Origin of the sequence: Ponticaulis koreensis DSM 19734 (genome assembly GCF_000420665.1) — a bacterium.
Classification (GTDB): domain Bacteria; phylum Pseudomonadota; class Alphaproteobacteria; order Caulobacterales; family Hyphomonadaceae; genus Ponticaulis; species Ponticaulis koreensis.
Genome location: NZ_ATVJ01000001.1, coordinates 1797181 through 1820264, shown reverse-complemented (window position 1 = coordinate 1820264; position 23084 = coordinate 1797181). Strand labels below are relative to the sequence as shown.

The following is a 23084-nucleotide window of genomic DNA, read 5'->3' as shown; positions in this document are numbered from 1 at the left end:
AGTGAATTCAAATATTTTACAAAACTGTCTTATTCACCATCGCCGAGCAGGAAATGCGCACTAAGCGTTGCCACTGGCCGGGCCCGTTCCGATTGCCATGCTTCAGCATGAACATTCGCGATGCGCCGCCCCTGCTTGGTCACCGTCGCGCGGGCATAGAGGTTTTCTGCCTTCGCCTGACGCAGGTAATCGATTGTCAGATTAATCGGTTTGGCGAGGCTGACCTCATCAGAGAGCAGAAACAGCTGAGCCATCGCCGTCAGCTCAAGAAACGCACCCGTCGCGCCGCCATGAAGCGCACGAATAGACGGGTTACCGATGATCTTCTCTTCAAATGGAAGTATCGCCGTCATTTCATCGCCCATGATTTCACATTTGAAACCGATAAAATCGGCAAACGGCGTCCGGTTAAGATAGTCCTGAAGCTTCTTCTGACGCTGGAGAATGTCCTCGCTCATCAGCTGCCCTCCCCGGTATTCGTGGGAAAGCCCTTGATGGTGTTCAGAGCGAATGATCCGGACGCTGTGGCAATCACGCGGTCGCGGCTTTCATGATAGGCCCAGGCGCGTGTAAACGCGACAGTGCGGGTCATGTGATAGCACTCTGCCTCCGCGATGATGTCGCGGCCGACTTCTGCCGGGCGCATATAATCAATACGCAGATCAAGCGTGGCTGTAGACTTCATCTCGGAGAGGGCTGCAATAACCGAAACACCGGACACATTATCCAGCAATGCCGTTACAACACCGCCGTGAATAATTCCGGTCTCGATGTCACCAATGGTCTCTGGTTTGTAGGGCGCACGCGCGACAGCCTTGCCCGGCTCAAGATCGACCAGCTCAAACCCTAGCGTGTTCGCATACGGCACCTTATTTATGATATTAGGCGCATATTGCCGAATAAGATCGAAGAAATCAGGATTCTCTGTCATGGCACCTCACTACACCGAGTGTCAGCGTACGGAAATAGATAATCACCATGACTGACGCGAACGACATCGCCGGATACTGGACCGGATGGTATGCCTATGGCACCGCCGCAGACGATCAGCGTATACCGTTTTCAGCCTTTCTTGAGTCGGTTGCCGAACTTGAATTCACCGGCACCACTCTGGAACCAAACACTTTCGCAGCGCCTATGCTGCGCGAGCTTTCAGCCGACGTCATGGGAGAAATGGCTGGTGAAAGCGTAATCTTCGAAAAGCTCTACCACCCCGGCCCGGAAGTCCATCAGGCCCATATTCAGTATCTTGGACGACTATCCGATGAGGCCAGCCGGATCTTTGGCGAATGGCATGTCGGAACCGGCGAAGATTTTCTGTCCGGTCACTTCGAAATGGTGCGCCTGTCACGACGGACTGCAGAAGCTGACGCCATATTCTCGGTCGAATCGCCCACCTTCCAGCTTCCAGATGAATTAACCCGCCCTTCAACTCCTCCGGACACGGACGGTGAGGACACACAGTCCTGAGTGGATATTCACTGGGCATAAGACCCGCTATCTCGCCGTGACGTGCACGGAAGCGATTGAGTTTTGATACCCGCAATTTTACAGTAGGGTCCGCTCGTGCGGAAAACCGCCAGCCGATTCAAGTGACAGCGCCAGATGATGATTTCAAAGACCCAGGGCAAACGAGAGCGCTCCAAAGCTGCTAACCGTGAAGCAATACTGGATGCTGCGCGTCTCGTTTTCGCAGAGCTCGGCTATGAGACGACGACTGTGCGGGACATTATCCGCCGCACGGATCTGGCGAGCGGCACCTTCTACAATTATTTCAAATCCAAAGAAGAAATCTTCGAAGCGCTCGCGGAAACGTCTGCGGCTGAATTCGGCCGCCTGCTCAGAACACTGCCGCGCGAAAACATCAGCTTTGAAGAGTATCTCAAATGCGCCTTCAGTGCTTACTTCCACTTCATTGTGGAACGACATGCTGAAGTTCTGAGGCTCGCAGCACCCAAAATCCATATTAGCGACGTGCGGTCCGATACACCTGAAATGAACGCCATTTTTCAGGAGATCCGCAAGGACATCGAGACCATCCTCGCCTCCGAGGGTTCGCCTGATATCGACACCGCCTATCTGACGGCCTCTGCTATCGGGATCGCCCGCGAACTTGGCGACGTCATGCTCACGCGAATTTCAAATGATCAGGATCAGACCGAAAAGCTGGTTGAACAGGCGACGGATTTTGCGACTAATCTGATCTTGTGTGGTATCCGCCATGCTTTTGATGAAATTCGCACCTAAGATAAAACTCAGCGAACAAAGATATATGGGGAAACGGGCATGAGCTTTAGCACAATGCTGGCCAAAATGGTCATGAAGCTGCCGAATAGCTGGCTGGTCAAAATGTCTGGCGGACACCCGGTACAACTTGGTGGACGCACGCTGGACCCGCACTTCCAGATGATCGCTCACTCCGCGCGCAAGCAACCGCCTATGTCTTCACTCAGCCCTCAGATTGCCCGTGCAGCCTCAGCAGAAGGCCTTGCTCTTTTTGCAGGCGACCTTCCATCCGGCGTCACGACCGAAGACACAAGCATTCCGACAGAGACGCATTCCATCCCCGCCCGTATTTACAAGCCGTTCGGTCAGGACCCGAACATGCCTGTCATCGTGTTCTACCACTTTGGCGGCGGCGTGATTGGCGACCTTGAAACCAGCCATGAATTCTGCGGACTGCTGAGCCATATCTGTAAAGCGCCGGTTGTCTCTGTCGATTACCGGCTTGCGCCCGAACATAAATGGCCCGCCGGTCTGAATGACGCGATTGCAGCCTATGAGTGGTGTCTGCAGGAAGCTGAGAACCTTGGTGCATCTCCGGGCCATGCTGCTGTGGCGGGCGATTCCATGGGCGGTAACTTCACTGCCATCGTCGCGCAGGAAATGATGCGTGATCACAAGCCGCAGCCTGTGCTTCAAATTCTGATCTATCCGGCAACAGAGATAGAGTTTGAATCATCCAGCATGAATATCTACGCCGACAGCTACCCGCTGACGCGCGATACAATGGAATGGTTCATCGACCAGTATCTGCCAGAAGGCGCAGACCGCGAGGACCCGATGATCTCGCCTATGTGCTCCACCCAGCTGGAAAATCTCGCGCCGGCGATTATCGTGACAGCAGGCTTTGACATTCTGCACGATCAGGGCAAAGCGTATGCTGATCGTCTGACAGATGCAGGCGTTGACGTGGTTTACCGGTGCTATGACAGCCTTGCGCACGGCTTTACGGCCTTTATAGGCATTTCACCCGCAGCACGGAAAGCCTGTGAAGACATCGCCGTGCTCGTTCGTGACGAGTTGCGCGAGCGGGTTTAAAACCGCTCTACGTCAGAATTTCGGAATTCGGTAACGTCACTACAAAGACAGATGCGGGCTTGTCTGCGCCCGCGCCTGACTGGCGCTCCAGCGTCAGATCACCGCCATGCAGGCGTGCAATACGGCGCGCCAGTGGCAATCCGAGTCCGCCAACAGGCTTATCCTCTTCTTCGCGCTTACCGCCCTTCTGGAACATATCGAAGATGATCTTTTCATAACCGTCAGGAATGCCCGGACCGTTGTCTCTGATCTCGATATGCGTGTCCTGCTCGCCGCGATAGACATCAACGCGAACTGTCAGGTCCTCATCCTTCGGCGTGTGAACCAAGGCATTCTCGAACAGGTGCACAAACATTTCCTGGATACGGACATCATGCCCGATACAGGCTTCATTCCCGCGATAGTCGAGCACGGCATTGCTGCGCTCTTCAGACATCATCGCACGCTCGAAAGCCGAAGCCGCAAGCTTCTTCAGATTTACTTCTGTAGGTTCGTCCAGACCACGCCCGAGGCGCGCATATGTCACGATGCCATCAAGCATATCGGACACGCGTGAAACACTGTCTTTCACAATATCAAAATGCGCTGCTGCCTGCGTTGTGTTTCCCGCTTCCAGCTCGCGCTCGTAGAATTCAAGAAACTGACCAATGTGTCGAACCGGAGTTCTCACATCATGAGCTATGACAGAAGCCAGCTCTGCAAGCAGAGCGGTGGAGTCTGCCTGATCATGTTCAAAGGATACTCGTTTAGGCACTTAATCTCCACCCCGGGTTCAATGTAGTCAAGTGAACGCGAAGGTCCCCTTCGCCTTTAAAAAATCAATATCTGAAATCAGCATACAAAACGTTCAAAGAACCTTAAGGCTGCATTGAATCTCTCAAGTTTCGCAAGAAAAATGCACGAATCACTTCTCTATTACATGTGCTCTTCCGGCAGTTCTTCAGCCTTCAACAGTCATAGCCGTAGTTAAGCTCTATAAAGTCTGTGGAAGAAATATCCTAAGTTATTGCAGGTTTGTATATTTAACAGTATCTTGGACTTGTACTGTCTGAGTCTAAACATGCGCATCCACTATGTAGAAGATAACGCGCTCGACGCGAAGATCCTGACCGAAATGGTCGGGGAAGAGCGCGATATTCAGCTCAATATCAGCGAACGCATTGAAGACTTTCAGCGCCTGTCACAACTTGGTCCAGCCGATTTTGTATTGCTGGATGTGCGACGGCCAGACGCCATTTCCATCGAAGATGATATCAAGCGCGTCCGTGAATTCACCGACGCGCCAATTGTATTTGTGACCTCTGACGACGCAGAGAATATGCGTCAGGAAGCTGTCTCCAGCGGCGCAGAAGCCGTTATCGATAAGATCGACCTGAGCTCGAAGCTGCTGAAGCAGATTCTCGCCAACTCGAAATGGCGCCGCAAAGCACCCGACCGCCCACCAGAAGGCAAGGTCAGCTCTCGGGATATCAAACGGTCAGTTGAGTCGCTCAGAGGCCCGTTCTCTTACATTGAACTCAGCCTTCAGACCCTTCTGGAAACCATGGAAGACTCAGGCCGCTCAAGTACGGCCGATTATGTCGCCCACCTTCTGGAAACCGTGCGCGCCATTCGCGCTTACTCAGAAGACGATCTCTCTCAAGCGACACGCACACCGATCCACGAACTATTGTTGGAAACGGCAGAGCGCGTCTCCAGTACTGCGCAATCAAAGCAGGTCAATCTAGTCTTCGAGACAGAAACATCCTGGTTCACACAGATCGGTTCACGTCCGCTCGCGACGCTCGGCATCCAGCATCTCGTTGCCGGCATTCTTCGCGCTTGTGAAAAGGGTGACCGTGTTTCCATTCGCTCAGAGCGTCATGAAGACGGTATTGCGCTGAATATTTTCGTCAGCCGCGCAGTTATTCCTTCGAAAGATGCGCTATTCGATCTGACGAAAGCGGCACCATCGCTCGGGCTGGATTCAAAAGCGTCTCTGCAACTGGGCCTGACCCTGCTTTCAGTGCCACCTGAACAGGTCGATGTTCACGTGCACAACGGCAATTTGTTCCTGAAACTGATCGTTTAGCCCTAGCGGCCAAACATTTGCGAACTGCGTTCGTCAAAGGCTGCCTGTTCGCGCTTTTGAATTTCCTGACGCTCCCGAAGCTTGTGCTGCTCAAGCAATTGCTCAAGTCGTTTCAATTCGGCAAAGGCGCGGTTGATCGCCTTCTGGCAGTCTAAATGGGCCTGATCGGCAAGCTTGAGCGCTTCATCCAGATTAACTTTGCGGAGCTTTTGACGATCCAGAAATGCTGCAAACCCGAGCCCAGCCATTGGTGAGCCATCAAACATGGATGCTTCGGCTTCGATGCTGGCTTCGCACGATGCCATCTCCGCAAGGATTTCATTCCGCGTTTCCAGAGCACGACGCATCTCGATTGCGAGGGCATCGACGTCTTTCTGGGCACGTTTGATCAGAGTTTCGAGCGTCTTACTCATGCGCTGGCATCATAGATCTGGCGGAGCGCATCAAATACGGCGTCCGGCGCGGTCGGGTCTGACTGGCTTTGTGTCAGGAATTCATTCAATCCCTCATTCAGACGAATTGCCCGATCCGTCTCAGGGTCGGCGCCCGGCGCATATGCCCCGATCCGGATCAATTCTTCCATGTCGGAATAGGTGGAGATGAGACGGCGCACATTGCGCACTAGCTCGGCCTCTTCCAGTCCGTGCAGCTGGGACGCAAGACGCGAAAGCGATTTCAGAATGTCGACCGCCGGATAACGCCCGCGTTCACCAATGTGGCGCGACATAACAATGTGACCGTCGAGAATACCGCGAACTGCGTCTGCGACTGGCTCGTTATGGTCGTCACCATCGACAAGAACAGTGAAGAGACCGGTGATAGCACCTGATCCCTGTTTACCAGGGCCGGCACGTTCAAGCAGTTTTGGAAGTTCTGCGAACACAGATGGAGTGTAACCGCGCGTCGTAGGCGGCTCGCCTGCGGCAAGACCAATCTCGCGCTGCGCCATGGCAAATCGTGTCACGCTATCAAGAAGACAGAGCACCTGCCTGCCTTGGTCACGGAAGTATTCGGCAACAGCGAGCGCAGACATTGCCGCCCGCTTACGCGCTGGCGCAGGCGCATCAGATGTCGCCGTGACGATAACAGAACGCGCAAGCCCTTCCGGACCGAGCGCATCCTCAACAAACTCACGTACTTCCCTGCCCCGCTCACCGATCAGACCGATCACAATCACATCCGCATCGGCGCCTTTGGCCAGCATGCCCATCAAGGTCGACTTACCGACACCGGAGCCGGCGAAGAGGCCAAGGCGCTGTCCCTGACCGCACGGCGTGAACAAATCCATGACGCGGACGCCAAGATGCAGCCGTTCTTCAATACGTGAGCGCGTGTGTGCAGAGGGCGGCGGCGCATCTACAGGCTTGGCATAAGGCCCATGCGGCAATTCGGGGCCACCATCCATTGGCAGGCCGAACGGATCAACGACACGGCCGAGCCACTTATCAGACGGGTATAGAACAGCGGGTTCTGTCTGGAAGAAGACTTTAGCGCCCGGATAAACAGCCTGGCTTTCTTCGCAGGCGAGCAATACAGCCAGTTCACCGCGAAAACCTACAATCTCCGCCAGAGGCCCGTTCGGCGCTCCAATATGCGCGAGCGCGCCAATGCGTAATGCCGTTCGAGGCCCGCTTGCCTCAATACGCAGCCCTTCAAGAGCTTCAACGCGACCGGTCAGCTGAATAGCCGAAGCGCGTTTTACGTCCCGAATGAGGTCCTGAAGCATGATATCGCTACGATCAGAGTGAGGGTGAAACTTTCCTCAGAGAGTCGTCCTATGCGCTTAAGCATTCGTTAAGAGCGTGGCCCGTTTTGTTCATTCATTAATGAGGCAAATGTGTGTTTTCCCCATGAAGCACGGCGCCATCTGGTAACGAACCCAGCCCAACTCGTTAACAAAGTGCCAAGAAAAAGAGTCAAATTTCGTAGGGTATTGCCTGAAAATGAGAATCAGGGAGTCGTTGTCCACAGGCTTCTCGAATCTCAAAAACCCCGTAAATGCTGGGGTTAACGCATCAAAATGACGAATTAGAAATCTTCGTTAAAATTTTTGATGCGAAAAGGAGTTCGCGTTAACCATTTCGCAACCCGACAACTGTTTACCTATAGGCGAAGACCGCCAACGCGTTACACTGTTAGTGATTCGGGAGACGACTTGATGCGCGTACTATTGATTGAAGACGACCACGCAGTCGCTCGCAGCATCGAGCTGATGCTCAAAGCAGCTGGGTTCAACATCTACCAGACGGACCTTGGCGAAGAGGGCGTCGATCTTGGTAAAGTATACGAGTATGACATCATCATTCTCGACCTTTCACTTCCAGACATCTCAGGCTTTGATGTTCTCAAGCAGCTCCGCATGAGCCGAGTGAACACACCAGTTCTGATCCTCTCCGGTAACCCGGACATTGAGGCGAAAGTCAAAACGCTCGGTTACGGCGCTGACGACTACCTCACAAAGCCTTTTAACAAAGACGAACTGATCGCTCGTATCACTGCGATCGTCCGCCGCTCTAAAGGCCACGCTGAAAGCGTTATCCGTACAGGCGAGATCGTTGTGAACCTCGACGCTAAAACTGTTGAAGTTGGCCAGCAGCGTGTTCACCTCACCGGTAAAGAATACCAGATGTTCGAGCTTCTTTCCCTGCGTAAGGGCACGACGCTCACCAAGGAAATGTTCCTCAACCACCTTTATGGCGGTATGGACGAGCCTGAACTGAAGATCATCGACGTCTTCATCTGTAAGCTCCGCAAGAAGCTTCAACAGGCGACCAAGGGCAATCACTATATCGAGACAGTCTGGGGCCGTGGTTACGTTCTTCGTGATCCTTCTCCAAACGCTCAACAGCTTCGCGACGAAGAAGCCGCTTAAGGCCTTCACGCAACTGAAAAAGAGAACGGCGCCTCAGGGCGCCGTTTTTTTTGCCCTCCCCCATGAAAGCGCGATTTCAACCCTCGCCAAGTAAACGCAATTGACAATCATTCTCATTACCAATATCGAACCTTTATTGATAATGACTCGCAATTGCGTCAGGGGAATCCATGTCACTTTCGAAATCAGGTTACAGCGCCGGGGTCATCGCGCTGCTGACCGCTCTCAGCTTCACACCACAAGCCTTCGCACAAGCCGCGTCCAGCGAACCAGCCGATGCAGAAAGCCGCCAGGAGACGATCATCGTTGCAGGCGAAGTCGATGCATTCGGGGCCACCAAAACAGACACGCCTATTACCGAAACCGCCCGCTCCGTTTCGATCGAACCTGCGGACGTATTCATCGAACGCGGCGCACTCAATCTGTCCCAGACAGTGTCTTACGTGTCAGGCGTAACGGCTGAGACATACGGCTTCTCCACACGAGGCGACTGGGTCACATCCCGCGGCCTCTCCATTCCGCGCTACCGCGACTCCATTCAGGAGCTTTTCGGCAGCTATAATACCACACGCGTCGAACCGTGGACGGTCGAACAGGTCGAAGTGCTGCGCGGCCCTGCATCTGTGCTTTACGGACAGGGATCTCCGGGCGGTCTTCTGAACGTTGTGTCCAAAACGCCCCGCGAAGACTTTGGTGGCTCCCTCGTAGCAGAACTCGGAAACTTTGACCGCTATCAGCTGGCTGGCGACATCACAGGACCGGTTGCAGGAACAGACGGCCAACTACTCTTCCGAATGGTGGGTTTGTATCGAAACACCGGCTCTCAGGTCGATTATGTCGACGAAGAAACAGGCGTTTTCATGCCGTCCCTCACCTGGCTGCCATCGCCTGATACAAGGCTGACTTTGATCGGCATCCATCAGGATACAAAAGGCGACGTCGCTGCCCAGTTCATCCCTGTGGAAGGCACGCTCTTCCCTCACAACGTTACCGGCGAATATATCGATCAGGACGTCTATGCAGGCGAACCAGACTTTAACTTCTTCGATACCAAGTCCGATCAAATCACGCTTCTGGGCGAGCATCGCATCAACGATTACTGGCGCCTTGAAGGTACCGCACTCTGGCGCTCCGGCGAGGCAGCATACCAACAGGCCTGGCCAACTTTTACTGGCGCCGGCCAAAGCCGCTACCTGAACCAGTATCTGGGCGTTCCCCTTTTCACCGAAACGACCGTTGCACGTACATTCTACGCCGCCGACAACACGTCTGAACAATACGCCGCTGACCTGCGCGCCAAGTCTGATTTCTCTACCGGCGCTCTGGAACACAACCTGCTTCTGGGCATGCAGTATCAGGATGTCGAAACCGACAACAACACAGCCTACTTCTTTGGTGGCGGCGCTCTGTCAGGTGATTTTTCTTACGTCTTCGACCTCGCCAATCCGGTTTACGGAAACTATCCGGACCAAGCTGTTCTTGACGCCATCTACACGGATGGAACGCCCCAGCAGGTAGAGGATCTCGGCCTCTATGTCTCCGACCAGATTTCCTATGAAAACTGGCGGTTCACCCTCGGTCTTCGCTATGACGAAATCGAGAGCAATACAGGCGCAGTGACTCAATCTGACGACGCCATTTCAACAAGCGTCGGCGTGCTTTACCAGTTCGAGAACGGCCTGTCGCCTTATGCAAGCTATTCGGAAAGCTTCGAACCAGTCATCGGCACAGACCTGAATGGCAACCAGTTCGAGCCTGAAGAAGCCCGCCAGTATGAAGTCGGCCTCAAATACGAACCGACAAACTTCCCGGGTCTGGTCACACTCGCATATTACGATATCGAGATTAGCAATCTGCCAAATCCAAACTCGCTACCGGGAAATGCTAGCCAGCAACAGGGTATCTCGACCTTGCGCGGCGTCGAACTGGAAGGTCGTCTGCAACTCGACAATGTCTTCCTGCAGTTTGCGGCATCAACAATCGATGCTGAAGACCCGAATGGTTTCCGCCTGTCTGGCCAGCCTGACAGCACGGCCTCGTCATGGGTCACCTGGCGCCCGGAAGGCGCATGGGATGGCTTCCGTGTCGGCGGAGGCGTCCGTTATGTTGGCGAGAGCGTGTCCGAGACAGCGACCGTCAGATACGACACACCGTCCTATACACTGGGCGATCTGATGATCGGTTATGAATGGGATCAGTGGGACTTCCAGATCAACGCACGCAATATTGCGGACGAAGTGTATCTGACCTCGTGCCTGACTCGCGGCGACTGCTTCCCGGGTCTGCGACGTACGGTGGTAGCCCGACTTGCCTATGAGTTCGGCTCATGATCCAGCCAGCTGTCATAACAGCCGGGTTGAGCCTTGCCGCGATAGCGGCAGGGCTTTTCCTGCTTTTCTACGCATGGAAACACAGGTCTAAACCTGTTGCTCTCGGTGCAGGTTGGGCGCTGATCGCGGCGGCATTGATTGCGGCGTTTATAGCCAATGCAGATCGCGGCATAGCCCAGATCATCGTGATCGCGATGTGCCTGACGGGCGTGTTCTTTGCAGCCAGTATCCTGTCTGGCCTTCCACGCGCTGATTACGCGGTTGGACGAAACAGGAAAACAGATGCTTTACCAGCACCGACCTCCCCTGTTCGTAAAAACCTTGCACGGGTCTGGACCTTCATCCTGACAGGTCCGGTCGCTGGCATCATCGCGCTTTTTGCAGCAGCAACCATGTTCCGCGTCATCAACCGGACGCCGGACCAGATCGCCACGCATGGCGTGCTCGCAATTGTAACCGCGGTCGTCCTCTGGGGCGTGATCAGCGTGCTTCTACTCATGGAAGCAAAGCTTATGCGCCGCACGCTCTTTGCTGTTTCCGGCGCAGCTATATTCGCCATCACGGCGTGGGTCTGAGGGGGTAATCATGAAACAGTCACTTTGGCCGCGCGCATCGAACAAACTGGTCGAACAATCGCTTAGCGCGCACAGCGTTATGGGGCTGGTGATCAGCGCCATTCTCTACATTGTCTGCCTCAGCGGAACCGTCGCTGTGCTTGAAGACGAGTTTGGCTGGTGGGAAGCGGCACAGACGCCTGCTGTTCAAACGGTAACGCCACATGCCGCACAAACCGCGGCCGAGAATGTTCTCGCAGCTCAGCCAGATACAAGTCATGTCTATCTCTACCTTCCGCGTGAGAACTGGCCACGCTTCGTCATTGGCGGAGATAATGGCGTTGAGGCTGCAGGCTCAAACGGCGAAGTTGTGGGCGCTTATGAAACGGCATGGAACAGCTTTCTGATCCACCTACATTACTATCTAAACCTTCCCGAACAGTTCGGAATGATACTGGTGGCCATCTTTGGTGTGATGATGATCGCCATGTCGATTTCGGGCCTGCTCGCGCATCCGCGTATTTTTCGGGATGCCTTCCGTCTGAAAACGTCCGGGCAGCAACGCCTTGTTCAGGCAGACCTGCACAATCGCCTCAGCGTCTGGACCCTGCCATTCAATCTTATTGTCGCGGGCACAGGCGCGGTCATTGGACTATTCGCCGTCGTCGCACTGGTCCTCGCCCAAACAAGCTTTGACGGCGACACAAGAGCATTATCCGAAGCGATTTTCGGGGATGAACCGGCAGCGAACGCAGCACCGGCGCCGCTTGCGGATGTCGAAACCGCGCTCGTAAACTTCGAACGAGAAGTCCCCGGCGTCGAACCGTTCCTTATCATCGTGCACGATCCGGGCACGGCTGGACAGCACATCGACATTCAGGCCGAGCATACAGACAGGCTTATCTATGGTGAAGCTTACCAGTTTGATGGCGACGGCACATATCTCGGCCACGCCGGCTTCAGTGACGGCGCAGCGGGTCGTCAGATTGCCTACTCGGTTTACCGGCTGCATTTCGGCGATTTTGGCGGAACAGCTATGAAGATTGCCTATCTGTTCCTTGGTGCATTGCTCTGCTTCATCGTCGCGACAGGACTGAATATCTATTTCCTGAAATCGGCTGAACAAGGCCAGCCAAAGCAACGACTGGCTGCTGCATGGAGTGCATGTGTATGGGGCGCGCCCGCTCTGCTAGCGCTGACCTTACTCATCAGCCTCGCTGGACTTGGCGAATACCTCATGAGCTGGGTGTTCTGGGCAGGTCTCACCGCATTGTCGGTTGGCCTTCCATTCGTTGCAGATGCGGGCCGTATTGGCTTCCTACTGCGGCGCGCGACGGGCGCTGTGCTTATTCTAGCCGGCATACTGCATCAGATCATGTTCTTTAACGTCGCGTCTGACACGACATTTGCCGTACTGAATGCATGCCTGATCGTTCTGGGCGCAGCACTGGTCGCCGGTCCGTTCTGGATCAAACAGGCACCGGCCAAGCAAACGAAAAGCGTGCTTAAAAATTAACGCTCACACCGAAAAGCAGGTGCCTCAGCTCGTCTGGTGCGCCTGCTTTTCGCGACCATCGAAACGCGCCATCAAAGCCTTGTACCAGGCCTGATATGGCCGCTCAAACAACAGGTGAAGCAGGCAGGCCGCGACAACGGTCAGCACCAGCGTGATCCCCATGGTGAGGTCATTGGCATAAATACTGATACCGGCTGCTTTTTCGACCAGGAAACCAATCACCATAAATGCCGGCAGGTGGATGAGGTAAAGCATGTAAGATGCATCCCCGAACAGCTTGCCAAAGAAACCCAGACGGAAATTGAGCCCCAGCGCGCCATAAACGAGGAATGCCGCTGGCACACCGGCCTGCAAAGCACGCCATTCGTGAAGTTCATGACCAGGTACAAGAATGAGCGTTGCGAGAAGCCCCCCTGCCCCGAAAGCAAACATAGGGAGCGCAAAACGGCGCGCCCCTTTCATCCAGAGCTCGCAGATAATCATACCAAAGAGCAGCTCGCTGACCGCCGGATGGAAGATGACGTTCAGACCGCCCGCATCTATGCCAGCGACCGTGTAGAGCACGGAGAGAAACGCCCAGCTGAGCATGGACGTGAAAACGAGGCTGGTATCGGAATTCGGACCACGGAAGGTCGCCGCAAAAAGCACATAGAACAAAAGCTCTATCGTGAGCGTCCATGAAATCTCTATGACATGTGCATCAGACGGAAACAGGAAAATGGACCGGATCATCGTTTGCGGGTCTGCGAACCGGCTTGCATCCCCAGTCAGAACCCACAGGCCGATCAACAGCGCGAAATAGCCTATCAGAACGGCCCAATAGACCGGATAGATACGGAAAAACCGCCCCGCCATGAAGCGCCCGGATGACCAGACGGGCGCGCGCGCCGCCGCGTAGTAAATGATGAAGCCACTAATGACGAAGAAGATGTCTACGCCCAGCGCCCCGCCTTTGAAGGCCGAAAAGAGAACCGGATTGCCGTTCTCACCACCCGTCGATGCCGCATAGATGTGAAATCCCGCGACCAGAAGGGCCGCAACGCCGCGCAGCAGGTGAATTCCGGATAGCATATCGCTCGCTCTTATCTCTTCGCTCACACAAACCGCTGGCAGGTGTGCCAGAATCCGTCATGTGCAGGTGTTCAATCGCGAATTTTGCAAACTGCAAGCCGCCATTTCCCCTTTCAGGAGAAAATGGGTCGTAAGCCGTGCTTACATGACAGGCACCCGCTTTCATTTGATGGAATGCGGGGTTGATCGTACCCCCGCAATGGATATAGCAAGATACAACTATACACCGTACAATGGACGCTATTCCATGACAGATCAGGCCCTACCACTAAGCGAAACAGGTCAGCCGCAAGCAACGCCGGAGCAAAAGCGCGCCACCTTCATGGCCGTGATGATTGTCTTTCTGCTCAGCGCGCTGGACCAGACAATCGTTTCGACCGCCATGCCACGCATCGTTGCAGACCTACACGGCCTTGAGATTTATGCATGGGTGACGACGACCTATCTTCTGACGTCTACCGTGATGGTACCTATCTGGGGCAAGCTCGGCGACATGTATGGCCGGAAAAGCGTTCTGATTACCGGTATCGGCATCTTCATTCTCGGCTCTTGGCTATGCGGTCTGGCGGGTGAATTCGGTGACCTGCCTGTGCTTGGGTCCGGCATGACCCAGCTCATCGTGTTCCGCGGCATTCAGGGTATTGGAGGCGGCGCGCTGTTCACGTCGGCCTTTGCTACGATTGCCGACCTGTTCGAGCCGCGTGAGCGCGCAAAATATGCCGGTCTGTTCGGTGCCGTATTCGGCCTCGCGAGTGTAGTCGGACCGATTATTGGCGGCTGGTTCACCGACCATGGCACAACGGACATTCTGGGTGTTCACATCGCAGGCTGGCGCTGGGTGTTTTATATCAACCTGCCAACGTCGCTGCTCGCGCTCTTCATGATCAGTCGCAAAATGCCAGACATCGGCACGCGCACCGGCGGGACGATTGACTATGTTGGCGGCATATTGATCGTCACATCGCTTGGTGCGCTCATGCTCGCACTGACACACGGCCCGACGGATGGCTGGTTCGACCCGGCGGTGGATCTTCTCTTCGCACTCGCCATCGTCACAGGCATTGCCTTCCTGATTGTACAGAGCCGCGTGAAAGACCCGGTCCTGCCGCTTGGCTTGTTCAGAAACAAAGCCTTCACCACAAGCATGATCTCGTCCTTCATTATCTCAATGGCGTTCATGGGCACGATTATCTACGTGCCGTTATACCTGCAGCTGGTGATTGGCATCAAAGCCACCAATTCCGGCTTCTCTATGCTGCCTTTGATGGGTGGGCTCATCCTGTCTGCCTTCCTGGTCGGCCGGCTTGTGACCAAGACGGGAAAGTATAAAGCCTTTATGCTGGGCGGCGCTGTGGTGCAGATCATCGGCCTCTGGCTAATGACGCACCTTACGGAAAACTCCAGCGCCTATGACGTCATCTGGCGTCTATTCCTTGTCGGCCTCGGCCTTGGCCCCTCACAAAGCCTGTTCACACTTGTCTCTCAGAGCGCATCACCGGTCCAGCAGGTCGGCGTTGCAACCTCTACCGGCATGTTCCTGCGCCAGACAGGCTCTGTCGTTGGCGTTGCGATCTTCGGTGCGCTGATGACATCAAGGCTCACCGAAAATCTGTCTCAGCAGTTTCCTGAAGCTGCCGGTAACATCAATCTTGGTCGTCTGCAGGCAGAATACATTTCAGCAGAGACAGCCGGCGCCGCCGTCGAGATGCCGCCATTCCTGAAAGTCGCTTTTGCAGACTCCATGAGCTTCATCTTCATGGGCGGTGTCGTGATCGTTATCTTCGCGCTGATCTCTATTCTGTTCGTGCCGGTGATCCAGCTGCGTGGTCGCGGACAACCGGAAAAGCCAATTCGCAAAGCAGAGCACGCGGTTGAAGATGCAGCGCCCGGCGCGCCTGTCACACCCGAATAGAAACGCTACAACCTCTGAAAAGAAAAAAGCCTGCCAGATATCTGACAGGCTTTTTTCTTGTAACTATCGAGACCGGGTTACGCGGCGCGAATGCCCGCACGACCTGCAGTGCCAGACTTTTCATACAGCCCGCGAAACTCTTTGTTCGGCGCAAATGAATCTACGACGCCAACCACCGTCTCAGCAGCGCCGAGCAGCAGGAAGCTAGGATCATTCATCTGTGCCGAGAGACGCTGAAGAATGTCGCGTTTGGTCTGAAGATCGAAGTAAATCAGAACGTTGCGGCAGAAAACGACATCAAACTTACCGAGCGTGGTCATCGGATCCAGCAGATTGACGTTTTTGAACTGAACCTTTGACCGGATGTTATCGGACAGTTTCCAGACATCACCCTGCTGGGTGAAATACGTCATCAGCGTGCGGATCGGCAAACCGCGTTGAACTTCGAATTGGCTGTAGAGACCAGCGCGCGCTTTATCGAGCACGCGATCGGAAATATCGACCGCTGTAATCTCAACCGGCGCACCACCTGTCAGTGCAGGATTCTGGTCCAGCATCATCGCAATGGAATATGGTTCCTGACCCGTTGAACACGCAGCACAGAGAATACGGATACGCTGGCCCGGACGCTTCTCACGAAGCGCTGGCAGCACGGCTTTCTCAAGGTGGTCGAACGGCGTCTTGTCACGGAAGAAGAAGGTTTCGTTCGTCGTCATAGCGTCGACAATGACCTTCATCAGGCGTTCGTCACGATTACGGCGCACCTGCGAAACCAGCTCACCAATCGATTCAAGGCCTTCCTTACGCGCAATCGGCGAAAGTCGGCTCTCCAAGAGGTACATTTTGTCCTTGCCGATAACGATGCCTGAACGGCGTTTCAGCTCGGACGTCACGAAATCAAAATCAGCATCGTTCATGACATAACTCCATGGAGTGATTTGCCGACCGCGTCAGCAATTTCGTTCAGTGGATGTACAGAATGTGCGAGACCGGCATTGAAAACCGCGCCTGGCATACCCCAGACCACACTTGATTTCTGATCCTGCACGATGGACCGGCCACCCTGATCGACAATCGTTGCAACACCCTGACATCCGTCAGCGCCCATACCTGTGAGCACGACCGCTGTCAGTGCTGCACCGTAAACTTTTGCAGCGGCGTTGAACAGGACGTCAGCCGCAGGACGGCAGAAATTCACCTGTGCATCCTGATTCAGGCCGATTGTCGGCGTCGCGCCTTTCTTCTCGACGAACATGTGATAGCCGCCCGGCGCAATATAGATACGGTTACGCATCACCTGCTCGCCTTGCTGACCTTCGGCGACTTCGTGCTTGCAGGTCGCATTGAGATGCTCTGCAAGGATAGACGTGAAGGTTGGCGGCATATGCTGGACGACCAGAATTGGCAGGTCCGTCTTTTTGCAAATTTCCGGCAGGACAGCCTGCAGAGCCTGTGGGCCGCCCGTTGAACTGGCGACAACAATCGCATTCGGCCGAGTCCAGCGTGTCGGCGGCTTGTGCAGCTCCGGCTTGGATGGAATTTTGATCGCAGGACGCGGCGCTTCATTCGCTTTCACCGACGCCGGACGTAGCGGCATTGGCGCAGGGAATGGGCGCTTGGCTTCTTCCGGCTTACCGAACAGACGGATCTTCTCAATCAGCGCATCGCGATAGGCTTCGGCGCCGCCAAGCTGGCTTGCTTCCGGCTTTGGAAGATAGTCCGTCGCACCTTTCGACAGCGCAGAAATTGTAACGTTGGCGCCCTTATGAGTGAGCGTCGACGCCATAATGATTTTGGCATTTGGTGCAGCGCGTCGCAGGTGCGGGAGAGCTTCAAGCCCATCCATGCGCGGCATTTCAACATCCAGGATAATTATGTCCGGACGCACTTTCGTGGCATCCGCCACCCCTTGCATACCGTCAGTGCTCACCACGACAAGCTCAACGCCGTCTACGCCTGTCAGCCAGCGACGCGTAAGGCCGCGGACGACTGCGCTGTCGTCAATGAGTTGCACCCGGATAGGCGCCCCGGTCTGGGGTTTTATTGTTGCTGCAATGGTCATTCAGTGTCCGATCAGACGAGGCCGACTTCGGCGAACTTTGATTCAATAATTTCGCTATCGAACGGCTTCATAATGTACTCATTCGCGCCAGAGCGGATCGCTTCGGCGATATGGTCCATGTCATTTTCAGTCGTGCAAAAGACAACGATCGGATCTTCGCCGCCTGGTTCGCGACGCAGGGCCCGCAGGAAATCAATGCCGTTCATCACAGGCATGTTCCAGTCCAAAAGAACTGCATCCGGCATTGTCCGACGGCAGGCTTCCAGAGCCTCAGAACCATCGGCGGCTTCCTCCGTCGAAAAATGGAGATCTTCCACGATGCGGCGTGCAACTTTTCTCACGACGCGCGAGTCATCAACAATCAAACACCGCTTCATTTCAAATTCCCTTTCAGAGACTACGCAGCTTTAGCGCCGCGATCAGCGTCATTTTCACTTTCGAATGCCAGAATTTTGTCGATATCGATGACAACCAGAAGGCCGTCATCAAGTCGGTAGACACCCGATGCGATCTGCGCCCAAACAGGGTCGAGATTGCTCGGTACGTCTTCCCGGTCGCCATCATCCAGGGTTTTCACTTCGCCAACTTCGTCGATCAGAAGACCGAAAGATTCAGTCCCCTTCTCAATACCAATGGCCATTACAGAGGCATCATCTTCGCGCTTCGGAAGACCGAGGCGGGAGCGTGCATCAATTGCTGTCACGATCCGTCCGCGCAGGTTCAGAAGGCCTGCGACTTCCTTGGTTGCCAGTGGCACCGGTGTAATAGATTCCGGTGCGAAGACGTCGTGGATACGCGATACTGCGGCGCCAAAGAGCTGCCCACCAATATAGAGCGTGATGTATTCAGTGCTGCTCATGCGGCTTGTCCTTTAAGGCTAGCGGTTTGATCGAGAACTGCGAGAAGGCCATGACGGTCAGACTTGCGGACACAGCCAGCGAAGTCAGGTGTCACGAGGCTTTCTTCGCGGTTAGACATTGCAACGCGTGGCACATCGGCCCATTCAGCGTCAGTAGAAAGCTTGTCGACGAAGGCGCGGGCTTCTGCATCATTGTCGATATCAGCAAGCACTACATCAAAGTCAGACGGCTCAATGTTCGCAGCAAGTGCTTCTTCAACAGATGAGACTGTAGTCACGCGGTAGCCGGACGCTTCGAGAAGCGGTGCAAGCATGTTGCGGAAGAAGTCATGGCTTTCGAAGAGCAGAAGAGACTTAGGCTCTTTTGGACCTTCAGACATTGCCTTCGCCCAGTCATAGTCAGCCTGGCCGAGGAAGTGACCGATATCGATAACTTCTGTCGCCTTACCGCCGATCACTGCCGTACCCAGAACACCCGGTGTTGTGTCGCCGATAGCAACTTTCAGCACGTCTTCTGTGATATCGAGAACTTTATCGACGCCGATACCGACAACGCTGTCACCATTGTTCACAACGAGCACCGGTTGACGGCCTTCTTCGTTCGCTGTCAGGCCACCAGACATCGGAATGACCGGCATAAGCTGACCGCGGTACTGAACCACAGGGCCTTTGTTTGTCATCTCGAAGCGATCGACTTCGATTTCTTCCAGACGCGTGACGAGCGAGAGTGGGCACGCTTTTGGTTCTGCAGAGCCCGCAGAGAAGACGAGAAGGCTCGTTTTCTGATCACCACGAGAAACGATCTTGCGTGTCTCTTGTATCACCGGCTTGGTTCCAGTTGTTGATTTATCGAAGGCCGCCAGTTTGGAAATGCCATTCGGGTCAAGGATCATGATCACAGAGCCATCGCCGAGGATCGTAGAACCGGAATACTCGGTAATGTCACGCAGCACGCTATTGATCGGCTTCACAACGATTTCTTCCGTATCGAAGACTTCATCGACCACCAGACCGAAGCGCTGGGATGCAACCTGCATCACGATGACAAAGCGGTTCTTGTTTTCGGCGTTGGTGTCATCAAGCTTGAGTGCATTCGCAAGCGGAAGCACCGGAAGAAGACGATCACGCAGACGCAGAACCTGAGTACCGTTGATAGATTCGATTTTGTTCTCGCTGTTCGATCCGGTGCGAACCAGTTCCACGACAGAGAGCTGAGGCACAGCAAAGCGCTGGCCCTGAGACCCGACGATCAGTGCAGACACGATAGCCAGTGTCAGCGGGATTTTAATCGTGAAGGTCGTACCCTCGCCTTCGCGGGATACCAGATCGATCGCGCCACCAATCAGCTCGATGTTTGTGCGAACAACGTCCATACCAACACCGCGACCGGACAGATTTGTCACCTTCTCGGCAGTCGAGAAGCCAGGTGCAAAGATCAGACGGTGAATCTGCGCTTCCGTCATTGTTGTCGCTTCTTCCGGAGTAATAACACCGTTATCGAGCGCTTTCTGACGAATACGAGCCGTTTTGAGGCCGGCACCATCGTCGCGCAGTTCGATGTGGATGTGACCACCTTCGTGATAAGCGCGCAGAATGATTGTGCCTTCTTCAGGCTTGCCGACAGCCATACGATCAGATGGCAGCTCCAGACCGTGGTCACAGGAGTTGCGGATCATGTGTGTCAGCGGATCGCGAATGAGTTCAAGAACCTGACGGTCGAGTTCAGTCTGATCACCTTCCATGACCAGCTTGATCTTCTTGTTGAGGTCCTGAGCAGCGTCACGAACGATACGAGGAATTTTCTTCCACGCATTTCCGATTGGCTGCATGCGGGTCTTCATGACTGCATCCTGCAGTTCGCCTGTTACATTAGAAAGACGCTGCAGCGGTGTCTTGAATTCAGAGTCGTCCATCTGACGAACCATCTGAAGAAGCTGGTTACGTGTGAGGACCAGTTCAGACACCATGTTCATCAGGTGCTCGAGCACATCCACGTTTACACGGATAGACTGGCTGGCACGCGGTGTGTTCGATGCCATTTCTGGCTCGTTCGCAACCGCTTTTTCGATCGCTGCAGCAACAGCTGCCGGAGTAACGGCTTCTGGCTCTTCGGCGTCGTCGGTAGCTGCCTCAGGTGCAGCGGCTTCAGCTGTTTCCTCTGTGGCGTCAGGCGGATTGGAGAAGTCTTCAACTTCAACAGACGCAAACGCGGCTTCCAGTTCAGCAAGAGATACTTCACCAGGACGCAGTTCACGGCCCAAATCTTCATCCCAGCGCACATCGTCAGCGAGGTTCGCAGGCCGAGGCTTCTTATCGCTCGCTGCTGGCTTGGCTTCGGCTGCTGCCGGCTCAGGAGCTGGCGCAGGCACTTCTGCCACAGGCTCAGGAGGCGCACCAAGTTCGCCGTCTGCAGCCTTTTCAAGGCGAGAGATCAGCTCGGCGTCATCGCCTTCCGGCTCTGTCTCGTGATTTTCAAGGTGAGCAAGCAGCGCTTTAATCTGGTCGATAGACTCAAGGACCAAAGTCACCAGAGGCGGTGTAACTTCAATCGTACCGTCGCGAAACTTGCCGAGAAGTGTTTCACCCGCATGGGCTACTGCTTCAAGACGAGGTAATCCGAGGAACCCGCACGTTCCTTTAATAGTATGCACAAGTCGAAAAACATTGTTCAGAATGCCCTGATCATTCGGCTCCGCTTCGAACCGCACCAGTTCGGAGTCGATAACTTCCAGAGATTCCGATGTCTCGGTGAGAAATTCACTCAGAAGATCGTCCATAAAACCCACCTGTTATAAATTTATAGAGTTAGACGGACTGACCTTCGCTTATCTGGGTTAAAAAAATGCTTTCGTTGCGTAATTAATTGCAAGCTCAGCGACATTAGCTGCCGCCGAGTGCTTGTTTCTATTTAATTAGATCAAATCCAGTTAGGACTTCTTAAAGTCCAGTTACAGTGAAGCTCACGGTTTCTTCGCCTTCGGTGAAGCGGAAAGACCCGCCGAGTTCCTGGACAATCATTGTCATGAAGTATGGCTGGATCGTACGTGGGTCCCAACCGTCTTCCGGTTCGGTGTTCGACAATGCTGCACGAACATCCGGAGCCATGCGCGCACGTTTACCAGAAGCGACGAGCTTGATGGTGAGCGTATCGTCCTGATCAATCGTCACTTTAAGTAAGCCATCACGAGACAGGCAGGCAAGGCCCAGCATGATAACATTCATCATAACCCGCACCTGCGCGAAGGACAGGCTGCCGGCATTAATGTTCCACTCAATCTCGCCCTTATGAGACCCGACATATCCTTCAGCGATGGCTTTCGCCTCATGAAGCTCAGCGGCCCCTTTAGACATCCCCATTGACCCAAAGGCGTAACGAAGAAACTGGAGGCGCGCGAGAGAGCGCGATGTGCTTTGCTCTAAAAGCTGTTCGGCCTGTTCACGCATATCCTGCGCAGAACTGTCCTGCATGAACTCCAGGGCGGACGAGGCAGCGCCCACCGGCGACACAAGGTCGTGACAGATTTTAGAAGCCAGATACGACGCAAGTCGGTTTGAATCGAGCAGCATGAGACAATCGTCCTTATTGTCCGACGGGTCACACAGCCTCGCTCAGTAAGGGCCGCATAATCCTGTCAGATACTTAAAGGAGACCGAAAACGCCCGGTCTCCCCAATCAGATAAACAAGCTACCTGATTCGGGGATCATTATGGGTAGAGGATTTTTCAGACAGGTCAGTAATTTCGTCCCGACCGGACCGCGCGCTGAAAAAAGCGAGCGCATAAAGCCCGGCTGACAGCAGCAGGCAAAGGAAGGATGCTGTTATAAACGCGAACCATCCATGCCCCGATATGTATGTCGGGCCATCAATATTGGAGAAGACAATAAATCCGACCCCGAGCAGGAAAACTGCAAACCCGAGGCCGGAAACAATAAGTACTTTTTTGATCATGGATCAGGGTTTTACCACCCATCGGCCAGTATCATCGTAGACATAATGTCCCGATGGCTGTGCCGCGACGAGGCGCTCACCCGTAATGCGTGCAACATCTGAAATATTGACGCCTTCGCGTGCCGCCATATTGGCGTAAGCAGCCCGGCGGCCAGCATTCACTTCATCCACCTTGCGCATCACCGCAGCGTCTGCGCCACCGATAATGCCAATATAGCCATCAATGCGTTCGCCCACCACGCCCTGATCCATTGCGCGCTCTAGGAGCGGATCAAGTGCCTGTGCAGGGCTGACGAGCAGTGCGAGGCCCGCAATCATGGCGGTCAGTGCAGTTTTGAACCATTTCATTTTACCATACTCCCGTCAGAACAGATCCGGATTATCAGCGATCAGTTCTTCAACCTCCCGGTCCAGACGAACCCGGACTTCCTGGTCGATACGAACATTGAGGTTGATCGTTATCGGCTCGGTCGGCGCAGCTACTCGAACTGTTGGCGTGCATGCGCATGCCAGCAAAGGTACAATTGTGATTAAAAGTCTCACACCTAAGTCTCCTGTCAGATGAC

23 protein-coding genes are annotated in these 23084 nt (G+C 54.4%); 9 read left to right on the top strand and 14 right to left on the bottom strand.

The features are described from left to right. Positions 1–29: 29 nt before the first annotated feature. Positions 30–458, bottom strand: a complete 429-nt coding sequence (locus G523_RS0109325; protein ID WP_022694787.1) for a PaaI family thioesterase — start codon at positions 456–458, stop codon at positions 30–32. After that, positions 458–931, bottom strand: a complete 474-nt coding sequence (locus tag G523_RS0109320) for a PaaI family thioesterase (protein ID WP_022694786.1) — start codon at positions 929–931, stop codon at positions 458–460. The genes G523_RS0109325 and G523_RS0109320 overlap by 1 nt, the downstream gene beginning before the upstream one ends. Before the next feature lie 47 nt (positions 932–978). On the opposite strand from G523_RS0109320, the gene G523_RS0109315 reads away from it, so the two are divergent. The 3 genes from G523_RS0109315 to G523_RS18780 all read left to right on the top strand — a co-directional run bounded on the left by G523_RS0109315 (position 979) and on the right by G523_RS18780 (position 3321). Beyond that, a complete protein-coding gene (locus G523_RS0109315) occupies positions 979–1470 on the top strand; it encodes a hypothetical protein (protein ID WP_022694785.1) in 492 nt (163 codons plus the stop codon). A gap of 135 nt (positions 1471–1605) precedes the next feature. After that, positions 1606–2247 (top strand): TetR/AcrR family transcriptional regulator, encoded by a 642-nt coding sequence (locus tag G523_RS0109310; RefSeq protein WP_022694784.1) that lies wholly within the window; start codon positions 1606–1608, stop codon positions 2245–2247. A 39-nt stretch (positions 2248–2286) separates the two neighbouring features. Further along, complete coding sequence (locus G523_RS18780; RefSeq protein ID WP_022694783.1) at positions 2287–3321, top strand: alpha/beta hydrolase; 1035 nt, start codon at positions 2287–2289, stop codon at positions 3319–3321. A 7-nt stretch (positions 3322–3328) separates the two neighbouring features. On the opposite strand, the gene G523_RS0109300 is transcribed toward G523_RS18780, so the two are convergent. Beyond that, a complete protein-coding gene (locus tag G523_RS0109300; protein WP_022694782.1) occupies positions 3329–4075 on the bottom strand; it encodes a sensor histidine kinase in 747 nt (248 codons plus the stop codon). 306 nt (positions 4076–4381) lie between these two features. Between G523_RS0109300 and G523_RS0109295 the strand changes: the two genes are divergently transcribed. After that, positions 4382–5392 carry a response regulator gene (locus G523_RS0109295; protein WP_022694781.1) on the top strand — a complete coding sequence of 337 codons (1011 nt, stop codon included), beginning with the start codon at positions 4382–4384 and terminating at the stop codon, positions 5390–5392. 2 nt (positions 5393–5394) lie between these two features. Here the strand turns inward: G523_RS0109295 and G523_RS0109290 are convergent, their stop codons facing one another. Together G523_RS0109290 and fliI are read right to left on the bottom strand one after the other, a co-directional pair. Next, positions 5395–5805: a flagellar export protein FliJ gene (locus tag G523_RS0109290; protein WP_022694780.1), complete on the bottom strand. Its 411-nt coding sequence runs from the start codon at positions 5803–5805 to the stop codon at positions 5395–5397. Beyond that, positions 5802–7118 (bottom strand): flagellar protein export ATPase FliI, encoded by a 1317-nt coding sequence (fliI, locus tag G523_RS0109285; RefSeq protein ID WP_022694779.1) that lies wholly within the window; start codon positions 7116–7118, stop codon positions 5802–5804. Before fliI ends, G523_RS0109290 begins: the two co-directional genes overlap by 4 nt. Positions 7119–7550: 432 nt before the next feature. Here fliI and ctrA point away from each other — a divergent pair, with 432 nt between their 5' ends. The 4 genes from ctrA (at position 7551) to G523_RS18775 (ending at position 12664) form a co-directional block, all read left to right on the top strand. Then, on the top strand, positions 7551–8264 hold the full coding sequence (gene ctrA, locus G523_RS0109280) for a response regulator transcription factor CtrA (protein ID WP_022694778.1): 714 nt from the start codon (positions 7551–7553) through the stop codon (positions 8262–8264). Between the two features lie 170 nt (positions 8265–8434). After that, positions 8435–10594, top strand: a complete 2160-nt coding sequence (locus G523_RS0109275) for a TonB-dependent siderophore receptor (protein ID WP_022694777.1) — start codon at positions 8435–8437, stop codon at positions 10592–10594. Continuing rightward, positions 10591–11169 (top strand): hypothetical protein, encoded by a 579-nt coding sequence (locus tag G523_RS0109270; protein WP_022694776.1) that lies wholly within the window; start codon positions 10591–10593, stop codon positions 11167–11169. Before G523_RS0109275 ends, G523_RS0109270 begins: the two co-directional genes overlap by 4 nt. A gap of 10 nt (positions 11170–11179) precedes the next feature. Next, positions 11180–12664, top strand: a complete 1485-nt coding sequence (locus G523_RS18775) for a PepSY-associated TM helix domain-containing protein (protein WP_022694775.1) — start codon at positions 11180–11182, stop codon at positions 12662–12664. Between the two features lie 24 nt (positions 12665–12688). Here G523_RS18775 and G523_RS0109260 read toward each other — a convergent pair whose 3' ends face one another. Continuing rightward, the gene (locus tag G523_RS0109260; RefSeq protein ID WP_022694774.1) at positions 12689–13735 is read right to left on the bottom strand and encodes an acyltransferase family protein; all 1047 of its coding nucleotides are present in this window, start codon (positions 13733–13735) and stop codon (positions 12689–12691) included. 247 nt (positions 13736–13982) lie between these two features. Here G523_RS0109260 and G523_RS18770 point away from each other — a divergent pair, with 247 nt between their 5' ends. Continuing rightward, on the top strand, positions 13983–15647 hold the full coding sequence (locus tag G523_RS18770; RefSeq protein ID WP_022694773.1) for an MDR family MFS transporter: 1665 nt from the start codon (positions 13983–13985) through the stop codon (positions 15645–15647). A gap of 77 nt (positions 15648–15724) precedes the next feature. Here the strand turns inward: G523_RS18770 and G523_RS0109250 are convergent, their stop codons facing one another. The 8 genes from G523_RS0109250 to G523_RS0109210 all read right to left on the bottom strand — a co-directional run bounded on the left by G523_RS0109250 (position 15725) and on the right by G523_RS0109210 (position 23061). Next, entirely contained in the window at positions 15725–16564 is an 840-nt protein-coding gene (locus G523_RS0109250; RefSeq protein ID WP_022694772.1) for a CheR family methyltransferase, read from the bottom strand. Further along, a complete protein-coding gene (locus G523_RS0109245) occupies positions 16561–17709 on the bottom strand; it encodes a protein-glutamate methylesterase/protein-glutamine glutaminase (protein ID WP_022694771.1) in 1149 nt (382 codons plus the stop codon). The genes G523_RS0109250 and G523_RS0109245 overlap by 4 nt, the downstream gene beginning before the upstream one ends. A gap of 11 nt (positions 17710–17720) precedes the next feature. Beyond that, positions 17721–18086: a response regulator gene (locus G523_RS0109240; protein WP_022694770.1), complete on the bottom strand. Its 366-nt coding sequence runs from the start codon at positions 18084–18086 to the stop codon at positions 17721–17723. 20 nt (positions 18087–18106) lie between these two features. Then, positions 18107–18568, bottom strand: coding sequence for a chemotaxis protein CheW (locus G523_RS18765; RefSeq protein ID WP_022694769.1), 462 nt, complete (start codon positions 18566–18568; stop codon positions 18107–18109). Then, complete coding sequence (locus G523_RS0109230) at positions 18565–21345, bottom strand: hybrid sensor histidine kinase/response regulator (RefSeq protein WP_022694768.1); 2781 nt, start codon at positions 21343–21345, stop codon at positions 18565–18567. Before G523_RS0109230 ends, G523_RS18765 begins: the two co-directional genes overlap by 4 nt. Positions 21346–21505: 160 nt before the next feature. Then, positions 21506–22135, bottom strand: a complete 630-nt coding sequence (locus tag G523_RS0109225) for a histidine phosphotransferase family protein (RefSeq protein ID WP_022694767.1) — start codon at positions 22133–22135, stop codon at positions 21506–21508. Positions 22136–22521: 386 nt separating this feature from the next. After that, the gene (locus G523_RS18755) at positions 22522–22866 is read right to left on the bottom strand and encodes a YdbL family protein (RefSeq protein WP_022694765.1); all 345 of its coding nucleotides are present in this window, start codon (positions 22864–22866) and stop codon (positions 22522–22524) included. 15 nt (positions 22867–22881) lie between these two features. Next, on the bottom strand, positions 22882–23061 hold the full coding sequence (locus G523_RS0109210; RefSeq protein WP_027441594.1) for a YnbE family lipoprotein: 180 nt from the start codon (positions 23059–23061) through the stop codon (positions 22882–22884). Between the last annotated feature and the right edge of the window lie 23 nt (positions 23062–23084).